Annotated in this window: 18 protein-coding genes; 8 read left to right on the forward strand and 10 right to left on the reverse strand. The window is 32.0% G+C overall.

The genetic code is table 11. The annotated features are described in order from the left end of the window. Positions 1–42: 42 nt before the first annotated feature. Together AAHM80_RS03305 and AAHM80_RS03310 are read right to left on the reverse strand one after the other, a co-directional pair. Positions 43–2976 carry a PD-(D/E)XK nuclease family protein gene (locus AAHM80_RS03305; protein WP_342260270.1) on the reverse strand — a complete coding sequence of 978 codons (2934 nt, stop codon included), beginning with the start codon at positions 2974–2976 and terminating at the stop codon, positions 43–45. 12 nt (positions 2977–2988) lie between these two features. Continuing rightward, entirely contained in the window at positions 2989–3405 is a 417-nt protein-coding gene (locus tag AAHM80_RS03310; RefSeq protein ID WP_342260271.1) for a DedA family protein, read from the reverse strand. 100 nt (positions 3406–3505) lie between these two features. On the opposite strand from AAHM80_RS03310, the gene AAHM80_RS03315 reads away from it, so the two are divergent. Together AAHM80_RS03315 and polA are read left to right on the forward strand one after the other, a co-directional pair. After that, positions 3506–4783 carry an MFS transporter gene (locus tag AAHM80_RS03315; RefSeq protein WP_342260272.1) on the forward strand — a complete coding sequence of 426 codons (1278 nt, stop codon included), beginning with the start codon at positions 3506–3508 and terminating at the stop codon, positions 4781–4783. Between the two features lie 93 nt (positions 4784–4876). Then, complete coding sequence (gene polA / locus AAHM80_RS03320) at positions 4877–7522, forward strand: DNA polymerase I (RefSeq protein ID WP_342260273.1); 2646 nt, start codon at positions 4877–4879, stop codon at positions 7520–7522. 110 nt (positions 7523–7632) lie between these two features. Here polA and AAHM80_RS03325 read toward each other — a convergent pair whose 3' ends face one another. The 5 genes from AAHM80_RS03325 to AAHM80_RS03345 all read right to left on the reverse strand — a co-directional run bounded on the left by AAHM80_RS03325 (position 7633) and on the right by AAHM80_RS03345 (position 11957). Further along, on the reverse strand, positions 7633–8175 hold the full coding sequence (locus tag AAHM80_RS03325) for a DUF4410 domain-containing protein (protein WP_342260274.1): 543 nt from the start codon (positions 8173–8175) through the stop codon (positions 7633–7635). 116 nt (positions 8176–8291) lie between these two features. Then, positions 8292–9965 (reverse strand): peptidoglycan D,D-transpeptidase FtsI family protein, encoded by a 1674-nt coding sequence (locus AAHM80_RS03330; RefSeq protein WP_375332380.1) that lies wholly within the window; start codon positions 9963–9965, stop codon positions 8292–8294. 183 nt (positions 9966–10148) lie between these two features. Then, positions 10149–10559: a hypothetical protein gene (locus AAHM80_RS03335; RefSeq protein ID WP_342260275.1), complete on the reverse strand. Its 411-nt coding sequence runs from the start codon at positions 10557–10559 to the stop codon at positions 10149–10151. After that, a complete protein-coding gene (rsmH, locus tag AAHM80_RS03340) occupies positions 10549–11502 on the reverse strand; it encodes a 16S rRNA (cytosine(1402)-N(4))-methyltransferase RsmH (protein WP_342260276.1) in 954 nt (317 codons plus the stop codon). Before rsmH ends, AAHM80_RS03335 begins: the two co-directional genes overlap by 11 nt. Continuing rightward, positions 11499–11957: a cell division/cell wall cluster transcriptional repressor MraZ gene (locus AAHM80_RS03345; protein WP_342260277.1), complete on the reverse strand. Its 459-nt coding sequence runs from the start codon at positions 11955–11957 to the stop codon at positions 11499–11501. Before AAHM80_RS03345 ends, rsmH begins: the two co-directional genes overlap by 4 nt. A 357-nt stretch (positions 11958–12314) precedes the next feature. Here AAHM80_RS03345 and AAHM80_RS03350 point away from each other — a divergent pair, with 357 nt between their 5' ends. From AAHM80_RS03350 to AAHM80_RS03360, 3 genes are all read left to right on the forward strand, one after another. Then, complete coding sequence (locus AAHM80_RS03350) at positions 12315–12767, forward strand: hypothetical protein (RefSeq protein WP_342260278.1); 453 nt, start codon at positions 12315–12317, stop codon at positions 12765–12767. A 91-nt stretch (positions 12768–12858) separates the two neighbouring features. Then, a complete protein-coding gene (locus AAHM80_RS03355; protein ID WP_342260279.1) occupies positions 12859–14049 on the forward strand; it encodes a fatty acid desaturase in 1191 nt (396 codons plus the stop codon). A gap of 663 nt (positions 14050–14712) precedes the next feature. Then, positions 14713–14952 (forward strand): exodeoxyribonuclease VII small subunit, encoded by a 240-nt coding sequence (locus AAHM80_RS03360; protein ID WP_342260280.1) that lies wholly within the window; start codon positions 14713–14715, stop codon positions 14950–14952. 703 nt (positions 14953–15655) lie between these two features. Here the strand turns inward: AAHM80_RS03360 and AAHM80_RS03365 are convergent. Beyond that, the gene (locus AAHM80_RS03365; protein WP_341762345.1) at positions 15656–15955 is read right to left on the reverse strand and encodes a hypothetical protein; all 300 of its coding nucleotides are present in this window, start codon (positions 15953–15955) and stop codon (positions 15656–15658) included. 23 nt (positions 15956–15978) lie between these two features. Continuing rightward, positions 15979–16341, reverse strand: coding sequence for a hypothetical protein (locus AAHM80_RS03370; protein WP_341755042.1), 363 nt, complete (start codon positions 16339–16341; stop codon positions 15979–15981). 518 nt (positions 16342–16859) lie between these two features. Between AAHM80_RS03370 and AAHM80_RS03375 the strand changes: the two genes are divergently transcribed. The 3 genes from AAHM80_RS03375 (at position 16860) to AAHM80_RS03385 (ending at position 18813) form a co-directional block, all read left to right on the forward strand. Beyond that, complete coding sequence (locus tag AAHM80_RS03375) at positions 16860–17480, forward strand: IS110 family transposase (protein WP_342260281.1); 621 nt, start codon at positions 16860–16862, stop codon at positions 17478–17480. A gap of 89 nt (positions 17481–17569) precedes the next feature. Next, on the forward strand, positions 17570–18460 hold the full coding sequence (locus AAHM80_RS03380; protein ID WP_342260413.1) for an IS982 family transposase: 891 nt from the start codon (positions 17570–17572) through the stop codon (positions 18458–18460). Then, the gene (locus AAHM80_RS03385) at positions 18457–18813 is read left to right on the forward strand and encodes a transposase (RefSeq protein ID WP_342260282.1); all 357 of its coding nucleotides are present in this window, start codon (positions 18457–18459) and stop codon (positions 18811–18813) included. Before AAHM80_RS03380 ends, AAHM80_RS03385 begins: the two co-directional genes overlap by 4 nt. Before the next feature lie 654 nt (positions 18814–19467). Here AAHM80_RS03385 and AAHM80_RS03395 read toward each other — a convergent pair. After that, entirely contained in the window at positions 19468–21651 is a 2184-nt protein-coding gene (locus AAHM80_RS03395; RefSeq protein WP_342260415.1) for a 3-hydroxyacyl-CoA dehydrogenase/enoyl-CoA hydratase family protein, read from the reverse strand.

Here is a 21651-nt window from a genome sequence, read left to right on the forward strand (position 1 = left end):
CTACTAAAAGTAGCTTCTTGCAATGACGCCGAGCTATTTTCTTCATAAATCTCTCCTTGCCAAATGTGCATAGTCGTCATACTTTAGTAAATCAATATCATATGGAAAGTTTTTATTCGTTACATAATATTCTAGTACTCGCATCATACCCTGTTTATGACGATCTAAGTCTTCTTTCGTTAAGTCTATTTCCAAAGTTTGGATTATTGGCTTCGAGCTAGAAATTTTTACATAAGTAACCTGTTTAACGCTATGAACTTTCATAGCAAAACCACCTTCCTGTAACATTAAGGCTTCAATGATTAACTGCGGAGATAATCCAGCTTCTACATCTTTTTTACTCGGTAAGCTACCAGTCTTATAATCGATAATGACAGCTGCCCCAAGCTTATCTACCTCAATTCTATCAGCAACTCCAATTATTGTTAATTCTTGCCCTCCAATATTTAACAAAATTTCTCCTCTACATTCTGAATAAACATATTGGAAATCACTTCTGCGTTTTTCATCAAACTCAATAAAAGACTCAGCAATAGGAATAAATTTTATTTGCCAAATTTTTTGTGTATAGGCTGGCAGAATAGTATTCTGTAAAATATTATTACTAATTTCCAATATTAATCCAACTTTGTTATTTTCTAACTTATCATAATTTTTAGAATATTGTTCTAAGACCTTATGAACAAAACTACCAAATTCAGATATTTTAGGCTCCTGCCCTATCATATCCTTGCTTCTCAAATTCAGAATCTTCTTAGCATAGAAACTATAAGGATTCCGTACTAACATTTCTATATCAGTAACTGAGATTATCTCAGGAAAAATTGGACTACTAACGTAACTAAGTAAATTAACGTCATTGCGAGGAACTGTTTTAGCAGCAAAGAAGCAATCTAGATTAGTATAAGTTTCCTTGGATTGCTTTGTCGATTCTACGACCTCCTCGCAATGAGGATTAGAGTTTATTTCCCCTACGATTTTTAAATCATCCTGTAAATTGGAACTAATATTAATAGGATTAGTTATAATTGACTCAACCATATTAACATTATTTGGTACATCCACTAAGTTATTTTCTGATAAATATGTTAAATAATTTTCTGAAATCAAACTTTTCTGTAAAATAAATTGCAATTTTAATAATAAATTTGATGGTAACAAACCAGCTTTACTATCTTGTCTTTTTGCTCTAGTAATTATCACTTGAGCATTATGCAAAAATAAATAGAAATAATATTGATGTATGGCATATCCAGTAGCAATATGTAATTTTTTAAGCGTCTGCTCATTAATCCACTGATTCACAGCTGATGACGAAGCTAAGCTCCCTTGATTAAAGTCGGCTAAAATTACTAGGTCAAATTTAAGTAACATTAAATCTTCAGCTTTACCAATAATTATATTTTTAGAATAATTATTATGTGCAAAATAGTTACAACTAGACATTAAAGATTTAAGTAACTCTGGAAAGCATTTTTTATTATTTAATGTTAGACTACAATTATTTTTTATTAAGCTAGATAGAAAAGTTGATAGCTCAGCAGCAGGCTGTTCATACCAAATATTTGGATAAAGTTTTTCAGCAATCTTAATCGAGGATTTTAATATTTTAACAAAACTACTACCACTATTTGTATAAAGTAAGTCTATTAGTTTCTTACACCAATTTATTAATGCATCATCATTGGTTTTTTCTACTAAAGACAGCATCTGACTAGGTTGCCGTACGAAACGGTTCTTGCCGCTCATTAATAGTTCTAATTTTGCTACTAATTTACAATTAATAAAAGGGTTCTTTAATAGTAAGAATAACTTTTTTATCTCAAAATCATTACATAATATTTCACTAACAGAAATTATTAGAGAACTAACTAACGTTTTTGTTAAATTATCACCTAGTAAATCTTGAAATTCTAAGGAATATTTGGTCAAAGAATTACAGTAAAAATCCTTGGTTGTTTGATTATTAACAATAATAGCTATCTTCTTATCACTATACTGTTTACAGATCAGGCTTATTTGTTCTGCTTCTTGAAAAATATCCTCAAGCTCAAAATATTTTACTAGACCAATGTCATCCCTATTTCCTTCAATGTTTAAATGTTCCTGCTTAGCAAGTGTTAAATCTTTATCTTCAAAAATTATCTGATCCCAAATAGAATGATGTTGCTGCTCATTACCTAAAGGCTGAAAATCTGATAAATCTTTATTTAGAATTGTCAGTAATTTTTTTAGGCTATATAAATAATCTTCTTCTGGATTATCATATTCTAATAGAGGTCTATTACTAATAGGCGGTAAAATTATAAAACCACATGGTGAATTAGCAACATTCTTTAAGAAATTCCATGATATAAGATTGTGACCCATGATACCCGCTACTATTAAATTGGTATCAGCTCTTTTCAACCGTGCTATCTCTGCTTCCATCATAGTTATTTGATAATTTACACGATCTAGCAATCCTATCTGTTTTTTCCATTGCTGATGAGTATATTTAAGAAATTCATAAATAACATTCCAATGTTTTGATGGATTCATTTTCTCTATTTCATTTACAGAATCTATTGATAAATCATTACAAGCTAGCTGATAAAATAACTCTGCTATTGTTGAACAAAACTGTAAAGATTGTGTTATACTGAATTGTAGCTTAGGGTAATTATGGATGATTTCTGCTAATATAATTCTCTCTTGCAAAAACGTTATAGGCTCTAGCGTTATAGGTTCTAGATTTTCTGATGTAATACCAAATATTTCCTCACCTTCAGCCATAATATTGGAAAAAGGGATAATATTCGGTAAAATCGCAATATTTTGCTTCTTAATCAAAATATTTTGTAAATTTAAACAAGCAAAACCACTAGGTAATATAATTTTAAGATTGCTAATAGATTCTTTAGCAAAATTATCTAGAATAAAATCAGCTACTATATCCAAAAACGATGAAGACGGATTGACTCTATAAAGGTTCATTAAATTCCCTAATTATATCATACAAATATAATAACATAACTTGACAGCACCACTAATAACTAAAACTCTTAAAAATCTTGTTTTAGTAAAACCGGCAATTAAAGGAATAAATTTGCCCCATAACGGTATTATCGTAAACCAAAGTATAAATATGTTATATTTTAAAAAAAATTGGGAAAATGATTGGTGGTTAGTATGAACCTGTTCATTTTTAGAATAATAAAAAATTTTCAATAATATCAAACCAAAGAAATAATTTATACTAGTAGCAAATAATGAAGCAATGGTAGCGACAGTAACTATTATTAAATTATTATAAACACCAAATATCCTCATAGAGTGAACGATTAATTCACTATCTAAACTTACAACTAAATTACCTACTAAACTATCAATAAATAATAACGAATATGCCTCAAACTGACCCATAATTCAAACTGGTTTATAAAAATAATAGGTTTGACAAAATATTATCGATACTATAATTTGCTACCTTAAAATACAACATAATTATAATTTAAATTTTCCTGTGAATAAAGCTTTATCCTTAAAAAAACCACTTTTGCTATGGTCTCTTGCCACCCTGTTTTTTGCTTTTCAATTTATATTAAGACTCTCAACTGGAATTCTTAGAGAAGAAATTATACAAAAATTTGCCATTAATACCATAGCATTTGGCACGTTTGCTGGATATTATTATCTAGGTTATGCAGGAATGCAATTACCAATTGGTATAATGCTAGATAAATTTAATTTTAGGATTGTCACATTCTTATCTATCTTAGTTACCTCTCTTGGTACTCTAACTTTTGTTGCTAGCACTGATTTTAATTACTTACTCATTGGTAGATTTATGATTGGAGCCGGTTCTGCTGTAGGTTTTTTATCAGTAGCTAAGATTACTAGAAGCTCTTTCCCAACTAAATATCATTCCTTAATGCTTGGCTTCTCCTTTACCTTTGGCTTACTTGGAGCAGTATTTGGCATTACTCCAATGAAGCTATTATTTACACATTTTGGTTATGACGTAACTTTTAATAGTCTAGCTCTAGTTGGATTTATCATTGGACTAATGATTTTATTAGTAAAAACTGATGATATAAGAAGTAATTCTAATACTAGCGATCCTGAATCTTCAATATTGAAACTATTATTAAACCCTACTATTTTATTTATTGGAGTTTGTGGTGGTCTAATGGTAGGAACATTAGAAGGTTTTGCTGACGTATGGGCTATTCCATTCTTCAAACAAGTTTATCAAATGAATGATATGGAAAGTAACTTGGTTACCTCATTCGTTTATATAGACATGTGTTTTGGTGGTCCAATACTTGCACTTATTGCTAATTTATCAAAATCATCTAACTTTATAATAATAATGACTGGATTGCTAACGATAGCAATTTTTAGTATCCTATTATATTGTCCTTCATTAAATTTCTTTATTAGTAGTACTCTAATGTTTTTATTAGGAGTTTTTTGTTGTTATCAAGTTCTAATTTTTACTGTTGTAGGTAACCTTGTTACAGATAAATCTGCTGGACTTGCTATTGCGATAGTCAATTGCATTAATATGTCATTCGGACATTTCTTCCATAAAATTATGAGTAATTTAATATCTTACAACTGGGATGGGCTACTAAGTGAATCAGCTGTACCTATTTATAGTCGCTTTGATTTTATTATGGCAATTTCTATAGTTCCAATTTGTTGCCTTGTCGGAATCATCGGCTTTTACTGTTTGTCCAAAAAGTCAAAAACTCAAATATCAATCTATAGACCTGTGGAAAAGACTGTTTCAGCTTAAATAATAATTTTTATAAAATATTACTAATAAAGCTTAGTGCAAATTATAATTGTTGTATACTACATAAACATAACCATTTGTCCTAATAACAAAATGACCAACGAAACAATTAACAAAAATACTTTATTAATAATTGATGGTTATGGATTTGTCTTCAGAGCATACCATGTTCAACCACCATTAACTTCTCCGAGTGGCTTAGCTGTTGGAGCATTGTATGGTTTTACCTCCATGTTGTTAAAGCTATTGAACGATTTTAAGCCAAAGCATGCTGTCATTATTCTTGATTCCGGTGGTAAGAATTTTCGTCACCAAATTTATGAGCAATATAAAGCAAATAGACCTCCTACACCAAAGGACTTAAATGATCAATTACCACTTATCCGTCTAGCAGCAAGTAGCCTAAATTTTCCAATAATTGAAAAAGCTGGTTGTGAAGCAGATGATATAATTGCCACTCTAGCCAATAAAGCAACTACATTACAAGAAAATACTATTATTATATCTTCTGATAAAGATTTAATGCAATTAATTAATTCGCATACTAAAATGTATGACCCTATAAAAGCAAAATACATATCTGAAGATGACGTGATAGAAAAATTTGGTGTAGAACCAAATAAGCTCAGGGAAGTAATGGCTTTGATTGGGGATAAGTCAGATAATATACCAGGTGTTCCAAGCATTGGTCCTAAAACTGCTGCAACACTTATAAAACAGTTTGGTTCGTTAGCAGAACTTTTAAACTCTCTCGATCAAGTCAGTAACGATCGTCAAAGGGAAATCATTAACTCCTCAAAGGATCTAGCATTAATTTCCTGGCAACTAGTTGGTTTAGATTATAATGTTGATATCGATTTAGACTTTAGTGTATTGCAATATACTCCACCTGATAGTAAGCAAATCTCTGATTTTCTAGCAGAGTATGGTTTTAAATCTCTAAACAAACGAGTGGAAAATTTATTTCAAATACAAATTACCAATGAATCCTTGCCTATTAAGCAAATCATAGTTCAGGAGATATCTTCTAAACAACAGCTTGATTCTGTGATGATTAAAGCTGAAGAGCATGGGGTCATCAGTATTTATCTATCAGATCATCTAGGACAAAATCCTTCCATAATTTTATCTATTGATGATAAGTGCTACAACATTAAGTTTACAGCTAGAACCCCTAGCGATATGTCTGATTTACTTTCTGATGATTCTTGCCAAAATTATCTGCATCAATGGTTTATACCTGATATTCTCAAATTGCTAAAAAATAAGTCTATTAAGAAAATCACTTATAAACTAAAATCATTATTAAAATTCTTTGTCGATAGTGAAATAGTATCGTGTGAGGATCTTGAACTAATGCAATATCTGATATCTGCTGGCAAACCTCAAAAAGACCCGTTTGATTCGGTAAAAAAGGATAATTTAGAAGCCATGGCAGAAATAATTACTGGCTTTAGTACTGATTATCAAAAACTATTGTTAGAGTTAAAGGATAATCATGCCTTAGCACTATACAAAGAAATTGATTTACCTTTATGCTATATAATAGATAAAATGGAGAAAGCTGGGATTAAAATCGATTCACAGTATCTTAAACAGCTATCAAGTGAATTTGGTAATGAAATTACTAAATTAGAGCAGGAAATTTTTACCATTACTGGCACAAAGTTTAACATTGCCTCGCCAAAGCAACTGGGAGAAATTTTGTTTGAGAAAATGCAACTACCCTTTGGTAAATTGTCATCGAAAGCTAAGTCTTATTCTACTAGTGCAGAAATACTTGAAAAAATTAGCGAGAGTGGTTTTGCTATTGCCGATTTATTATTAAAATGGCGTCAATTAACTAAATTAAAAAATACTTATACAGATAGCTTACCCCTGCAAGTAAATCCAATAACTAATAGGGTACATACCACATTTTTACAAACTTCAACTAGCACTGGTAGGCTTAGTTCTCAAGATCCGAACTTACAGAATGTGCCAGTTCGCTCGAAAGAAGGCAACAAAATCAGAGCAGCTTTTATTGCAGAATATGGGCATAAATTAATTTCAGCTGACTATTCACAAATTGAACTCCGAATCTTAAGTAGCATGGCAGATATACCCTCCTTAAAGCAAGCTTTTGTTAATGGTGAGGATATACATAGTAAAACGGCTTGTAATATATTTAAAATTACTGAAAAAGATTTAACACTAGAACATAGGCGTAAAGCAAAAGCCATAAATTTTGGTATTATTTATGGTATCAGTAGCTTTGGACTGGCAAAACAGTTAAATATTAGCTCTTCACAAGCAGCAGAATATATAAAAAAATATTTTGAAGAATATCCAGAAATTCAAAAATATATGGAATATATAAAAAACTATGCCAAGGAACATGGTTATGTCCTAAACCTATTCGGACGGAAATGTTTTATTCCCTTAATCCATGATAAGAAACACTCCCTACAGCAATTTGCCGAAAGGGCAGCAATCAACGCTCCAATTCAAGGAACTAGTGCAGACATCATAAAAGTGGCAATGATTGATCTTGACCGTAAGATACGGAAATTAAAATTAAGAACCAAACTAATTCTACAAATCCATGACGAATTACTTTTTGAGTCTCCTATTGATGAAATAGAAGTAGCTACTCACCTAATCAAAACCACTATGGAGAACTCACCTAAATTAGCCATTCCACTTATTGTTGAAACCAAGGTAGGAGATAATTGGCTAAATACATATATCCTCAACTAACTGCACAAATTATTAAAACAACTTTTGAATTTGAAGAAGACTAAGGAAACACACGAAATATGGAAGGTCAAGTAGCCTAGGATTAATCCTAGACTACCATTTTTTTTGCCTTATTTCTTCTTTTTCTTAGCAATTTCACACTCACAAGCGATGTTAGAAGCAACAGAATTCATATGTGATTTAACATCTTGAGAACCAGCGATTACCCCTCCTAGTGCCCAACTCATTTTATTAGCATCTATGCTACCTAACAATTTTTTTGTCTCGTTATCTTTTATATTAATTTTTGCGTTAAAGTGAGAGCTACCAACACCAATTAGTGTACGCATAACAGCATTACCCTCAGAATACTTAGTTATTTTCCCATCAATAAGTATAGCCCTATCTGTAGAGTCAACATTCCGTTGAACTTTGTCGAATAATTTTTTAGATTTAATTGAACTTGCTATCATATCGGCAAATCTCTTACCTTCTGATATAACATGTGGATTATTAGAAGATTTGCTAGTACCATCCTTAAAATCATTAATAATTATGTAATCATAATTACTAATATCCACCCGACTCTCTGATGGTTGTGCGTTACGTATACTTGATGTACTACCACAAGATGATAGAATTATTGTTAAAATTAAAAAGATAATATTTTTCATAATTCCTCAATATAATTTAATATATAAAGTATATATTAACAAAAGATATTTAGCAAAGAAAAAATATCATCAGTTGGAATATGGTTTAGATAATTGACACTATTGTAGGAAAAATATTATAACCCCTCTCCTTTTTCAACTGGCTCTATTCCATATAGTGCTACCATTCGCTCAAGAACTCTTCCAACAGCAGGAGCTGCAGTCCAGCCAGCAGTAGCAAAGCCAAAGGATTCTTTTGTTCCTTTTGGTTCATCAAACATTATAAAAATAATATATTGGGGATCAATGGCTGGTAATAAACCTAAAAATGATGACATTCTGCTATTTTTAAGATATTTTTTCTTGCTATGCCCATCTGAAGTTAATTTTTCAGCAGTACCAGTTTTACCACCGACAAGATATCCTTTAACATCGGCTCTACGTCCTGTCCCTTCTTTTACCACCAAACGAAATAACTCACTCATTTGTTTAGAGGTTTTCTCACTAAAAACACGCGTGCCAACAAGACGCTCATCGCACCTTTTGATTAAAGTCAGATCATATAATATCCCTCCATTTACTATTGGCAATACTGCTTGCATAAAGTGTAAAGGGCTAATTGAAATGCCATAACCATAGGCCATGACAGCAGTAGTAAGATCACTCCACCTCTTGTCAGATGGAAACAAAGGAGTACCTCTCTCTGGTAACTCAATTTTAAGCTGATCTAGTAAACCTAATTTCTTTAAATAATTTTTAAAATCATTCTTTCCAACTTCAAGCATAATTTGACTAACACCAATATTCGACGAATGCAAGAAAATTTCTGGAACACTGTGCCACCCTTGCCTTGGATGATAATCTTTGATATTAAACCCCCCTACCTTCATATAGCTAATATCATAAGCATCATTCATTGCTATAGCATCAGTATCAAAAGCTACGGCCATAGTCAAAGTTTTAAATACAGACCCCATCTCATAGATACCAAGACTTGCCATATTAAATAGCTCTTCTGGCTTTGCTCTACTCGGATAATGTGGGTTAAAATCCGGCTTACTAACAATAGCTAAAATCTCACCATTATTAGGGTTGACAATTATTCCTACTGCTCCTATTGCACTAAACTCCTTTAACGTCCTATCTATTTCTTCACTTAGAATATTTTGTAATCTTACGTCTATAGATAGTTCAAGAGGTTTTTTAAGTTGATCCGGCTGTATAAAGTCAGAATTAGTTAGAAACTTATCATAGGTTTTTTCTAACCCAGCAAGACCAACCAAATCCCTACCCACATATCCTATAATATGTGACAATAAATTGGAAAAAGTATAGATTCTTTTTTGTTCTTGTTCAAAACTAAAACCTGGCATTCCCAAATTTGATATCGCTTCTTGCTCTTTTGGCAATAAATCCCTTTTGATCCATACAAAACTTTTGTTACTTTGTAACTCTGCAAGTAACTTCATTTTATCAATCTCAGGCAAGATATTGGATAATCTTTCTAAACATTGCGAAGGATTAATTACTTTCTGTGGATTAGCAAACAATGAGGAGGAAGGTAAATTGACTGCTAATAAGTTACCATTACGATCTACTATCTCTTTCCTAAAGTCACTATTTTTTACTTGATATTCTAGCTTAACATAGCCATTGGTCGCAACAATTATTAAGCGATATAATAAACCACAAAAAAATATAGCAAAACAACAGCTAACTATTAATAATCTGATTTTGGTATTGTTAGCACCTACATCCCATAAAATAATACTACTAAAATTTCTTTTCATTTTAGTTAGAATATTTTTTATAAATGCTAATAAAAATATATTATTATCCATCTACATACTGCTGCTAATTGCTTACTAGTATGTCATTCTGCAAAAGTAGCGGATATATAATACTGAATAGTCTTGCAAGGTATTTTTTCAGATTCCGCACCGAAACAAGATAACATCTTTTTTGCCATGTAAGTACTATACTAATGTTGATTTTCATCGAATATACTCTGATTTTCTAGTTGAAACGGTTTTTATGTATTTATTATTAGCAATTGTTTTATAACGCCACTTAACATTGGTTTTACTAAAATATGAACCACCTACCTCGTTAGACTTTGCATATTTCTTACTCTCAGGTAGCAAAGGATCACTAATCATTTGCTTAACTTTAACAGTATCTAATTGTAAATAAAGTGATGCTAATTTTCTTAGTCTAGCAGGAGAAGTAAGGTATGATTGTTCGACTTTTAACACGTGAATTCTATCACTCTCACCAGTCAACTGTTTTGAAACCTCTCCAAGCTGATAATGCAAGGCAATAACCTGATCTTTAACTCTAAATAATCCATAAATAGAAAAAATTATAGTACATACAGTTATACAACTAAATATTCTAACTACCATATGTAGTACCATCTATTTTTTGTCCAGCCCTTAATTTTGCAGATCTTGCTCTTGGATTAAGTGCAACTTCCCTAGACGATGGACATAATGGTTTTTTTGTAAGAATTTTAAGCCATTCCTTAGAATTTTCTTCAGCTAGAATTTTTGCCGCATATTTAGACCTAGCAACTAATTTAGCAGAATTTGCTTTTAAAAAATTTTTAACAATTCGATCTTCTAATGAATGAAATGAGACAATTACTAGGCGACCATTTGGCGCTAAAATATTCTTGCTATTACTTAGAAACCTTTCTAATTGCCCCAATTCATCATTGATATGAATACGAATTGCTTGAAAAGTCTTAGTAGCGGAATCAATTTTACCTTTTCTAAAACCTATACTACTACGAACAATATGAGCAAATCTTGCTGTATTGGTAATAGGCTCTAATAACCTGTGTTCTATAATATTTTTAGCGATTCTTCGAGAATAAGATTCATCACCATATTTATAAATCACATCTGCTATTTCTTGTTCATCAGCCTTATTTATAAAATCTGCAGCACTCTCCCCTACTCCACTCATTCTCATATCAAGTGGTCCATCATGAGTAAAAGAAAACCCTCTATCTCCAGAATCAAGTTGCATAGAAGAAACCCCTAAATCCATAACTATGCCATCAAATTTCAACGGACCTAATTTTGAAAAGCTTTCAGCAAAACCTGTCTGAATAAATCTCACTTTACCAGGATAATCATTTATCAATTGATTGGCGTAGGTTATAACATTTGGATCACGATCAATTGCCACTAATTGACAATTACAACAATCAAGTATCATCCGACTATAACCACCAAAACCAAAAGTACAGTCTAGATAATTCCCCCCATCTTTAGGACACAAGACTTCCTTAACTTCATTTAACATAACAGCTGTATGAGATGATGCGGATTCTTGTATCATATATCCTTATTGATATTCTTAAGAGTTAAACGGTTATCTTGAGCAATTTGCCGAGCTGAAGAAAGATACGTTTCAAAATTTTGTGGCTGCCAAATTTCAAAGACCAATCCCTTCCCTACAAAGCAAGCTTGATCTGATATACCAGCGTGATCTATTAAAGATTTAGGTAGAATCACCCTTCCCTCACTATCAAAACTAAGCTGGATAGCTTCACCAAGAATGATCGTTTCGAAAGCATCTCGCTCCTCAGAATAGGGATCTAAGGTTTGGATTATTTGACTTAGCTCCTCAAGCCTCTTCAAACTACAGCCTTCAATGCACTTATTTCTAAAAGACGGATAGGCAATAATCCCATTAAATGACTGACTAGACAAAGCTAATCTATAGCTGGCAGGTATCGAAACCCGACCTTTCTTATCAAGATTGTTTATATATTTTGATAAAAAAATATTCATTTACCCTTTACCTTTCAATAATTACCACATGGGGTATCAGATCCCAGCCTACACTGAGATGACAGCAAAATTGCTTAAATATTATCCCATAATTAAGTTATAACTAATTTTTGGTTATAATTGGGATAATTTGGGATTATATGGAATTTTTAGGATATTGTACTATAATTATAGAGTCAAGAAGGTTTTAAACAGTTGATAAACAAATTACAAATTTTTATCTATTGTGACTTATTTGACGTATATATGTGATTCAAAGAATTAATAAAAAAATATTTAAAAAAAGTGGATGACGAGTATTAGTGCAGAGAAAAACTTTACTATAATTATATTATACTAAAACTTAATGAGCATTTTATGATTACACTACTTGCTTCAATAACGGGCTTTATTAGCTCAATTATTCCGGAGATTTTAAAAATTCTAAAGGATCAAAATGATAAAAAACATGCACTTAATCTTTTAGATCGACAAATTGAAATCAATAAACTAGGACATACAAAGCTACTGACAGAGCTTGATTCTTCAAAAGACATTGCTGAAAATAATACTTTATATTCAACATATAAATCAGGCGTTAATTGGGTTGACGCGTTGAATGGGTCAGTTCGCCCTGTCCTTGCCTATAGTTTTTTTATTATGTATGCCTACATCAAATATGTACAATATAGAACCATACAGAGTACGGCGATCCTTGTAGAATATCTTGATGTTTTATGGAATATAGACGATCAGGCTATTTTTGCCGGTATTATTAGTTTCTATTTCGGACAACGGATGTTTAACAAATTATGGAAACGTAAAATGTAATATTGCATATGTTCCATATTGCAATATGTTGCAATATGTTATATTGTAACTATGGAGTTAAGGACATTTAATTTATTTAAAGATTAGATATATGCTAAAAAGAATCGTTTGGTCCATTTTCTTTGTGCTAATTATATACCCAATTATACTTTCATATTTGGGTATAAAATACTATGCTAGCCATAAAATAGGTGTATTTGAGATAAGTTTGTTTATAGCTGGCTATTATGGTTCTAATATTGCTGTTGGTGTTGGGTTGCATAGGCTGTGGTCACATCATGCCTTTAAAACAAATAAGGTGGTGGAATTTATTCTTGTTATGATGTCAGCTGGTACGTTACAAGGACCAGTGTTGTCCTGGGCATCTAATCATTTCAAACACCATGCTTATACTGATAAAGCTCAAGATCCGCATAGCCCCTTGAAGTTTGAGAATAGAATTTTAGGATTTTTATGGTCACATATTGGGTGGATGATCATTGATGGAAGCTATAAGTCCATTGACCGAATTACTATGGTTAAACTTGGTAGAAACAAATTGCTAAGATGGCAATTAAAATATTATTGGCAAATTGCTGCGTTTATGAATATTGTATTTCCAGCATTAATAGGTTACTTAATAGGTGGTACTATCATCTCTGCCTATGCTGGTTTCTTGTTTATTGGTATTGGTAGAGCACTGCAACAACATGCAACTTTTTGCGTTAATTCTCTATGTCATTTCGTTGGTAGTAAACAATATTATAAAGGTACTGCAGGAGATATTTGGTGGATGGCTTTGTTCTTATTAGGTGAAAACTGGCATAATTTCCACCATGCCTTCCCATCAGATTATCGCAATGGTGCTAAGTGGTATCATTTTGATGTCCATAAATGGATAATATACGTAATGAGCAAACTTGGACTAGCTTGGAATTTAGAAGTTACTTCCAAAATCAGAATACAAGCCAAGATAAATGAGACTAGTAAATACCTAATAGAGGGACGCAAACAACAATTAAATTTACTGCAAGATAAAATTAATCAACTGGTAGAACATGTGTATGTAAAGCTTAATGAGCTTGAGAATTCTTCTGTATCTATTAAAGCTCAATTACAAAAATCTTTTATGGAAATTCAGGAATCACTGAAGAAGCTTGCTGAACAGCTACATTCATCAATCCAATTAACTGAAAAGTCATCAGAAAGATTACTAAAAATTGCTAGTAAAAAGATTAAAGATCGAGAAATTGCAATTTATAGACTATATAACGAGCTAGATAGAAAGTATATTAGGAACTAATATATATACTCAAATGATTTGGAGAATGGGGACAACAAACAAGAGGTGAGCAGAGTATATGAAGTACGTGAGTACCGCTAAAATCTTGGATAATGACAACGCAATTCTTGATTTTCTATTCTAGAGTATATAAAAAATTATAGCAATTTTGGGTATCCAACCCACAACTGTTGAAAGTTAAAAATCGTCTATTAGCGAAGTGCTGTTGTAAGACTTAAACCTTCATTACGAGGAATCGTTGCAAGCGGCGACGTGGCAATCTTGTAAAGGAGTCTTGACTACCATGAAGATTGCCACAGTGCCTAACGGTGCTTCTCTAATAGACGATTTTTTAACTTTCAACAGTTGTGGTATCTAACCTTTAACACATGGGTTAAAAATTTAATAGTAGACGAAGCAGCCATTCATTTTGGAAATACGATAAAAATACTTAAGGGTACTTATGCTGCACAATTAGGCAAGGCTGAGGACATATACTGCTCGTAAATGAAGAGTTGGTAGACGGATAGTATAACTTCAAGAAGAGCTAGGAGTGTCAAAGTCGAGCAGCGTAGCGTACATGAGTAACGGAGCAGCGGATATCTTTAGACACGACAACGCCAATTCTTGAAGTTCACCGAGTATACTTCACAGCATAAGTAAATTTGAAGGAGGTAAATTATTATGCTAGACTTAAAATCTATTGAAAATATGAGCTTTGAAGCTGCCTTAGCTGAACTAAAAGAAATTGTAAAAAAAATTGATACGGGAGAGGAAAGTTTAGATTCATCAATTAATAGTTTTGAAAGAGGGGTCTTACTAAAAGATCACTGTGAAAAGAAACTACAAGCCGCTCGCTTAAAGATTGAAAAAATCACTAAGCTGCCAGATTCAACCATTACTATAGAAAAGGTAGAGTCCTAATTTATAGTCAATTCAGGAGAATTGGATAGCAGGAACGATGGAGCGAAGCCTATATATACTGCTTGTAAATGAAGAGTTGATAGAATCAAAATCATGATAGTAGCGGGAATTACCAAGTCGAGGAGCGAGCGGAGCGTACATATAGTCACACTACTGGACAAAAGAGATGGAATGATTGAAAGAGCTAGTAAATGGAGTATTTTAGATTGAATACAAAAAAATCTGTGATACTCTATTATGCAATGGCAATAAAAATAGGAGCAATTGGAGAGCAAGAGCAACCGATAAAAATGAAGAAAATGCTAGGATGTAGGAGTTATTCTGTACTACAGTTAGGTATAAGATCAATTAAACAAGCTTATAGTCGTTCTAAGCAATTTTTTGATTTCTTAATCATAAAATTGTTTAAGTTACACTTTGTGCAACCAACCTAACCTTTTTGTTCAGTCAGTGTGACATATAGTATGTGCACACCGCAGATATTGGATAATGACGACACAATTCTTGATTTTCATCGAGTATAATAGGCAAGCGAACTAGGTGTACATTTAGTACATGAGTACGCGAGTTCCTGATATTTTCAAAAAACAATTCGTAGGAGCAGAAAAGTATACTACGTTCAATCACCCCGTGTCTGTTGTTGTTCCCGTTCTTCAAATCATTCGAGTATACTAGTTACATGCGAATTCGGGATAAGAATTAACTAATTCTTATCCTGAATTGGGGTAGTTATCAATAAAGGTACAGTCTCTAATATCTTTACCTTATCTTCTAGTTCTACTAATCCACCTATTACTTCACCCAATTTTGCATCAAACTCATCTATTTCATCTTGTAAAAATTTAATGTGTTTTTCTATACTATCTTTATCTATACCATCAATGCTATGATGTAATCTCTCTTTTTCATTGTTAAGTATTAGTACTAAATCTTCTAACCTTTGTTGATATCTCTTCAAAGTTTCTGATTCAGTTTGATATAGATAATTTGCTGTAATCTGCATTTTAATATAATATTGCCTTCATCTTATTTGTGCAAGACTGTTTTTTCCAGTATCTTCTGTAATGCACTATTCTCTTTGGGTATGCTAATTCTCCTAAACTCATCAAGTAACATTTTTACGCCCATTTCTACTTCATCTAAATGAATGGTCATGTGCAAAATATGCTGTTCTTTCTTGGTAGTTAGAGTGGTTATCTCTTTTAATTCTTTATGTAACAAAATTACTTCTTCTTTGGCTGTAATGAAACTATTTGAGAAATCCTGACTCATAAGCCAAATATTGGTACATGCCAGCCTAATACTATATAACCACTTAATACAAATTACTATCAATAGCATTTCAATAATGATTAAAATACTTGAAGAAATTGCTAATAGTTGAATCATTTCATTCCTCCTTTTATTGCCTTCCACGAGATAAGCTATACATTCGAATACTCGATTGGTATATACCCTTCGCCTTTCAAGTGTTGGCGTTGTGGCACGATGGGACTTCGCGTAGGAACAATAGTTTGACTACGCTCCGTTCGCTTTGCCACTCGTACGCCTAGCCAACTCTTGAAATTCATCAGGTATACTCAAATACTTTGGAGAATGGAGACAACAAACAAGGGGTGAACGAACGTAAGCAGTACGTGAATTACCCGATAGTATTTGCAAGAACCAATTCTTCAAAGCAGAAGAGCATATTCAAGTATACTTTTTTGATTGTTTATTACTTAGTAATAGACCTTATATCTTAAGAATGTGTTATAAGTAATTAAAGAGGGTGACTTGAATAGACCTTGACTAAAATAGTCGCTAAGAGAATAAGTACCCTCTTTTTGGTAGTTTACCTTGAACAAATTGCAGAAGGTGGTCTTAAAAAGAGCAGCCTTGCACAATAAGAAGAAGGAGATTATATCATGAATAAAATAATAGGTCTAGACGTAAGTAAAAACTGGCTTGATATATGTGTATATAATACAAGAGATAAACCTAAATATCATCGTTTTGCCAATGATGCAGCTGGTCATGAAGAGATGATTAAATTAGCAAAAGAGCAAGAGATTAAGCTAATAATATGTGAACCTACTGGAGGATACGAAGCTGAGATTTGTCAAAAGCTGGATAATAATAACCAACAAATACATAAGGTCAATACATATAGTTTTAATTCTTTTAGTAAATCGGTGAATTTGTGTAAAACTGATAGGAAGGATGCATTTAAATTAGCATATTATGCGGATAAGATGCAGCTTTCAGCGAATTATATATATCAAGTTGAATCAGAGACTTTGAAGAGATGTCAACAAAGACGAGAAGATTTAGTATTAATGCTTAGCAATGAAAAGAAAAGACTACATCATAGCATTGATGGTATTGATAAAGAGAGTATAGAAAAGCTCATTAAATTTTTACAGAATGAAATAGCTGAGCTTGATAAAAAGTTAAACAAAACAATAGATGAGTCAGAAGAGTTAAAAGAGAAGGTAAAAATATTAGAGACTGTACCTGGTATTACGTCGATTCGGGATAAGGGATAAGGGATAAGAAAGAATAGTGTAGATATAAGAGTTGCAAGGAGTTAATGCCTGTGATAAATGTTTTTGTGGAAAAAGAAATAAACACAGGCATGAAAAAAGATATCACAGAATTATATAGTTTTATAGACGATTTTTGTAAAATTTACTATGAATACGAAAAAAAGAAATTATTACCAACAGAAAAACAAAGGAATCGCCGTTGTGATATGAGTTTAAGCGAGATTATGACAATCATGGTAATGTATCATACTTCTTATGCTAAAAACTTTAAATATTTTTATAAGACTTGTATAGAATATATCCACAAAGGTGATTTCCCAAAAGCATTGAGCTATAACCGTTTTGTCGAGTTAATGCCTAGATTGTTTGTCCCACTTAATATTCTTATGCATTTGTTATTTGGCGAGGAAACAGGTAGTTATTTTATTGATGCAACGACAATCAAGGCTTGCCATAATAAAAGGCGATATAGTAATAAAATATTTAAGGGGCTAGCAAAACATAGCAAATCATCGATGGGTTATTTTTATGGGTTCAAGTTACACTTAATTATTAATGAAAAAGGACAATTTATAGCATTAAAAATGACTAAAGGAAACGTTGATGATAGGATTCCAGTACCTGAGTTAACAGATGGTTTAACTGGAGTTATGTATGCAGATAAAGGATATATTAAGCAAAACTTATTTGTCAGTTTATATGAAAGAGGATTAAAAATGGTACATGGGATTAAGAAAAATATGCCAAATAAATTAATGGATTTAAAGGAGAAGATTATGCTAAGAAAACGTAATTTAATTGAAACAGTTTTTGATTATTTAAAGAACAAAATGAACCTTGAGCATACTAGACACAGATCACCTATAAATGCTTTTGTTCATATACTTTCTACACTAGTTGCCTATTCTCTTAAGAAAAATAAACCTTCTATAAATTGCAATCTCAACTTCCCTCTAAATTATAACCTTATCCCGAATTGACGTGTATTGGTAAATGTTTAGCTACAAAACTAATTAGTTTTGTACCTGAATTAGGGGATAAAAATTATAGTAGCAATGAATTGTCATCAATTGTTGGTATAGCTCCATATGCTCGTGATAGTGGTAATAAGCAAGGACGAAGATTTATTCGAGGAGGCAGGAAAATACCTAGAGATGCTTTATACATGGCAGTATTAGCTGGTAAGAATGGTTTCCAATATTTAAAAATTTTATATGATAGGCTTGTTAATAATTTTAAACCTAAGAAAGTTGCGATAGTTGCTTGTATGCGTAAGTTACTTGAAGTGTGCCATAAACTTATTCAACAAAAACGTGTTTTTGTTATTAAATAATATTTATCTATTTTTATAAAATTTAGATAAAAGATAATTGCTCTTTCGAAACTCGCTTGTGCTGAGGGATTTGAAGGAGACGCTTCACCTCGAACCGCAGCGTACTCTAATTCCGTTACGGATTCGAGTGCCGCATCATTGTCCAAATCACCAGCAGAAGTAGAGTTTCGAAGGAAGTCTATTGTTATTTTATCCTACTATTCTTGGATATAACATTCTCTTGGTCTAATTTTATGGGTACATAGGAATTCTCTTTAATTTTAGAGATGTGTATTTTTATATAATACAATAGATATTATAATATGCAAAGTGTTTTTAATAAAAAAATTTGTGATTATATTAAGTTTATTGAGAATTTTGCTAGGTTCTGTGAACCTAGTTTGCCACCATAGTACCCTACATTTTTATTTCACTACTGTTAAGGGGTCTTCCGAGCATCATTGCGAGAAGCCGCTGCAAGCGGCGACGCGGCACAATACAGGATACGCGAAGCGTTACTCTAAAAAAACAGCTTCGCTGTTTACCTGGATCGCCACGGCATCTAAAGAGCCTTGCTATGACGATTATAGAAAAATGTAGGGTACTATGCACCTTCTAGCAGAGATAATTTTTGGAATTCATTGGAAGATATAGTATTGTATAGTAAACTTTGTTCTAAAAACAAAAAATCTTTCTAGGGTTTTTGGCAAGTTCTAAAAACATCTCTCGTTCAAATTGCAATAATTTTTGCTCATCAATTTGTTGCATGGAAATGATATCTTGAAACTTTGACAATAGCCATCCTTGAAAATTATCATACTCAGCTATACTCTTCTGCTTTGAAAAATTGGTTTCTGCAAATTCTTCAGCTAAAGTAACTTTAGATAAAATAACTTGCTTGCTTACTTTCTTTATTTTTTTTGGCAAATCCAAGGCAAAAGCCTCTTGCAGTATTAAATGTTTATTCATATTTACTTGCACGTTAGTAATATCATAATCAGCTATAAAATAATCAGCAGAACTTGATTTATTTGGTAATAGGATATTTCTTAAATTTTTTACCAACTTACTTTTATTGCTACTTGCACGATAAAACATTTCCTTAATGCCTCCCCAACTTGGAACTAAGCCAACCGATACCTCAACAAGACCAGCATTTAATTCCTGATTAGCTACAATAAAATCAGAATGTAACAATATTTCACAGCCCCCACCTAACGCAGCACCTAAAGCACAGCTAACAATATTAATATGCGAGTATTTTAACCTTATCATGGTTTTTTGACCAAGTTTTAAGAAATCTTCTAATTTAGCAAAATCTTGATTTTTTATACAGGAAGCAATGAATTTTAAGTCAGCACCAGCTGAAAAATTATTGGTTAATGGCATAATATATAGTGTTTGCTTCTCATTTTCTGCAATATCAACAGATTCTAACAAAAGTTTAAAAACATTTTCATTGAGGCAATTCATTTTAGTGTTAATAGTAAAAACCAACCTATTTTTATACAGAACTAGTTGAGCCGAATCATTCTTCAATAAAATCTTACTTTCTTCTAATCTGACTCTAGTCAAATGAAATTGACTCAGTGCAATAGTTTCATAGGAACTATTAGCGATATATTCCGGTAATGTTAAATTCATTAGCATTGCTTGTTTTTTAAGCCACTCAAATCCTTCTCCTATGTGATTAATTAACAACTCAAAAGGACCAATTTTCCAACTATAACCAAGCCTCATAGCTGTATCTATATCGTAAATATTATCAGTAACCGATGGAATTAAAGATGTTATATATAAGTAAAACTTCACTAGGATCTCATGAAAAAATTTACCATAGCTAGAGTTGCTATTTAACAACTGATCAATAGAACTATACTCAATCTTTGGCTCTTCAAATGCCGCATAAGTTAAAGTTGTAAAATCTATGACTTCTTTAGTTTTTATGCCATTTATCTTTGATATACGGTAAAAACCTCCTAAAGCTTTACGACCAATCAAGTTATTCTCTATCATCTTATCAAGGATAGAAGATGCTAAGTAAACTTGGTGATAATCATCATTATTCGGTAGGGAATTAACTAGTGATGTAGAAATTAATCTCATTACGTCGTGACCTATCAAATCATATAAGCCAAAGATTCCTGTACTTGGTAATTTAAATAAATCAGTAAAAATTTTATCGATAATTACTGGGCTTAAATTTTCATCTATGCTACTACGAACAACCAGCTCAAGTAGATAACAACCAACTCGATTTGCTATAAAACCTGGAGTATCGTGACATTTAATAATAGTTTTCCCTAAATCTCGTGTTAGAAAATCTGATATCCTCTCTATAACCCCTGAGCTAACCTCTGAATCCACGACAAGTTCAAGTAATTCCATATATCTTGGAGGATTAAAAAAATGACTAATGACAAATCTAGACCTGATGGTAGATTTTATAGAATCAGGCATTTGCTCTTTTAATTTCCTTAAAAGTAAGGTTGAAGTATTAGAAGCTAAAATAGCATCTTCTTTTAGGTAGGGTAGAATCTTCTCATATAGAAGATGTTTTATTGCAATTTTTTCAATAATAACTTCAATGATCAAATCACATTCTGTAATCAGCTTTAGATCATCTTCTAAATTACCAATGGTAATAAACTCTAATTTACTTGGATGCGATAAAGGAGCTGGTTGTTGTTTCTCTATATTTTCTAGAGCCTTTGTAAGGATTGCATTCCTGTCATTAGGGTCGTTGCTTACTACATCTAGTAAAACAACTTGGTGAGAGGAGTTAGCTATCAAGGAAGCTATTGCTAGCCCCATTACTCCAGAACCAATAACACATATTTTCTCTATTTTCTTCTCTAT

This window comes from Candidatus Tisiphia endosymbiont of Metellina segmentata (genome assembly GCF_964030715.1).
In the GTDB taxonomy this organism is placed as follows: domain Bacteria; phylum Pseudomonadota; class Alphaproteobacteria; order Rickettsiales; family Rickettsiaceae; genus Tisiphia.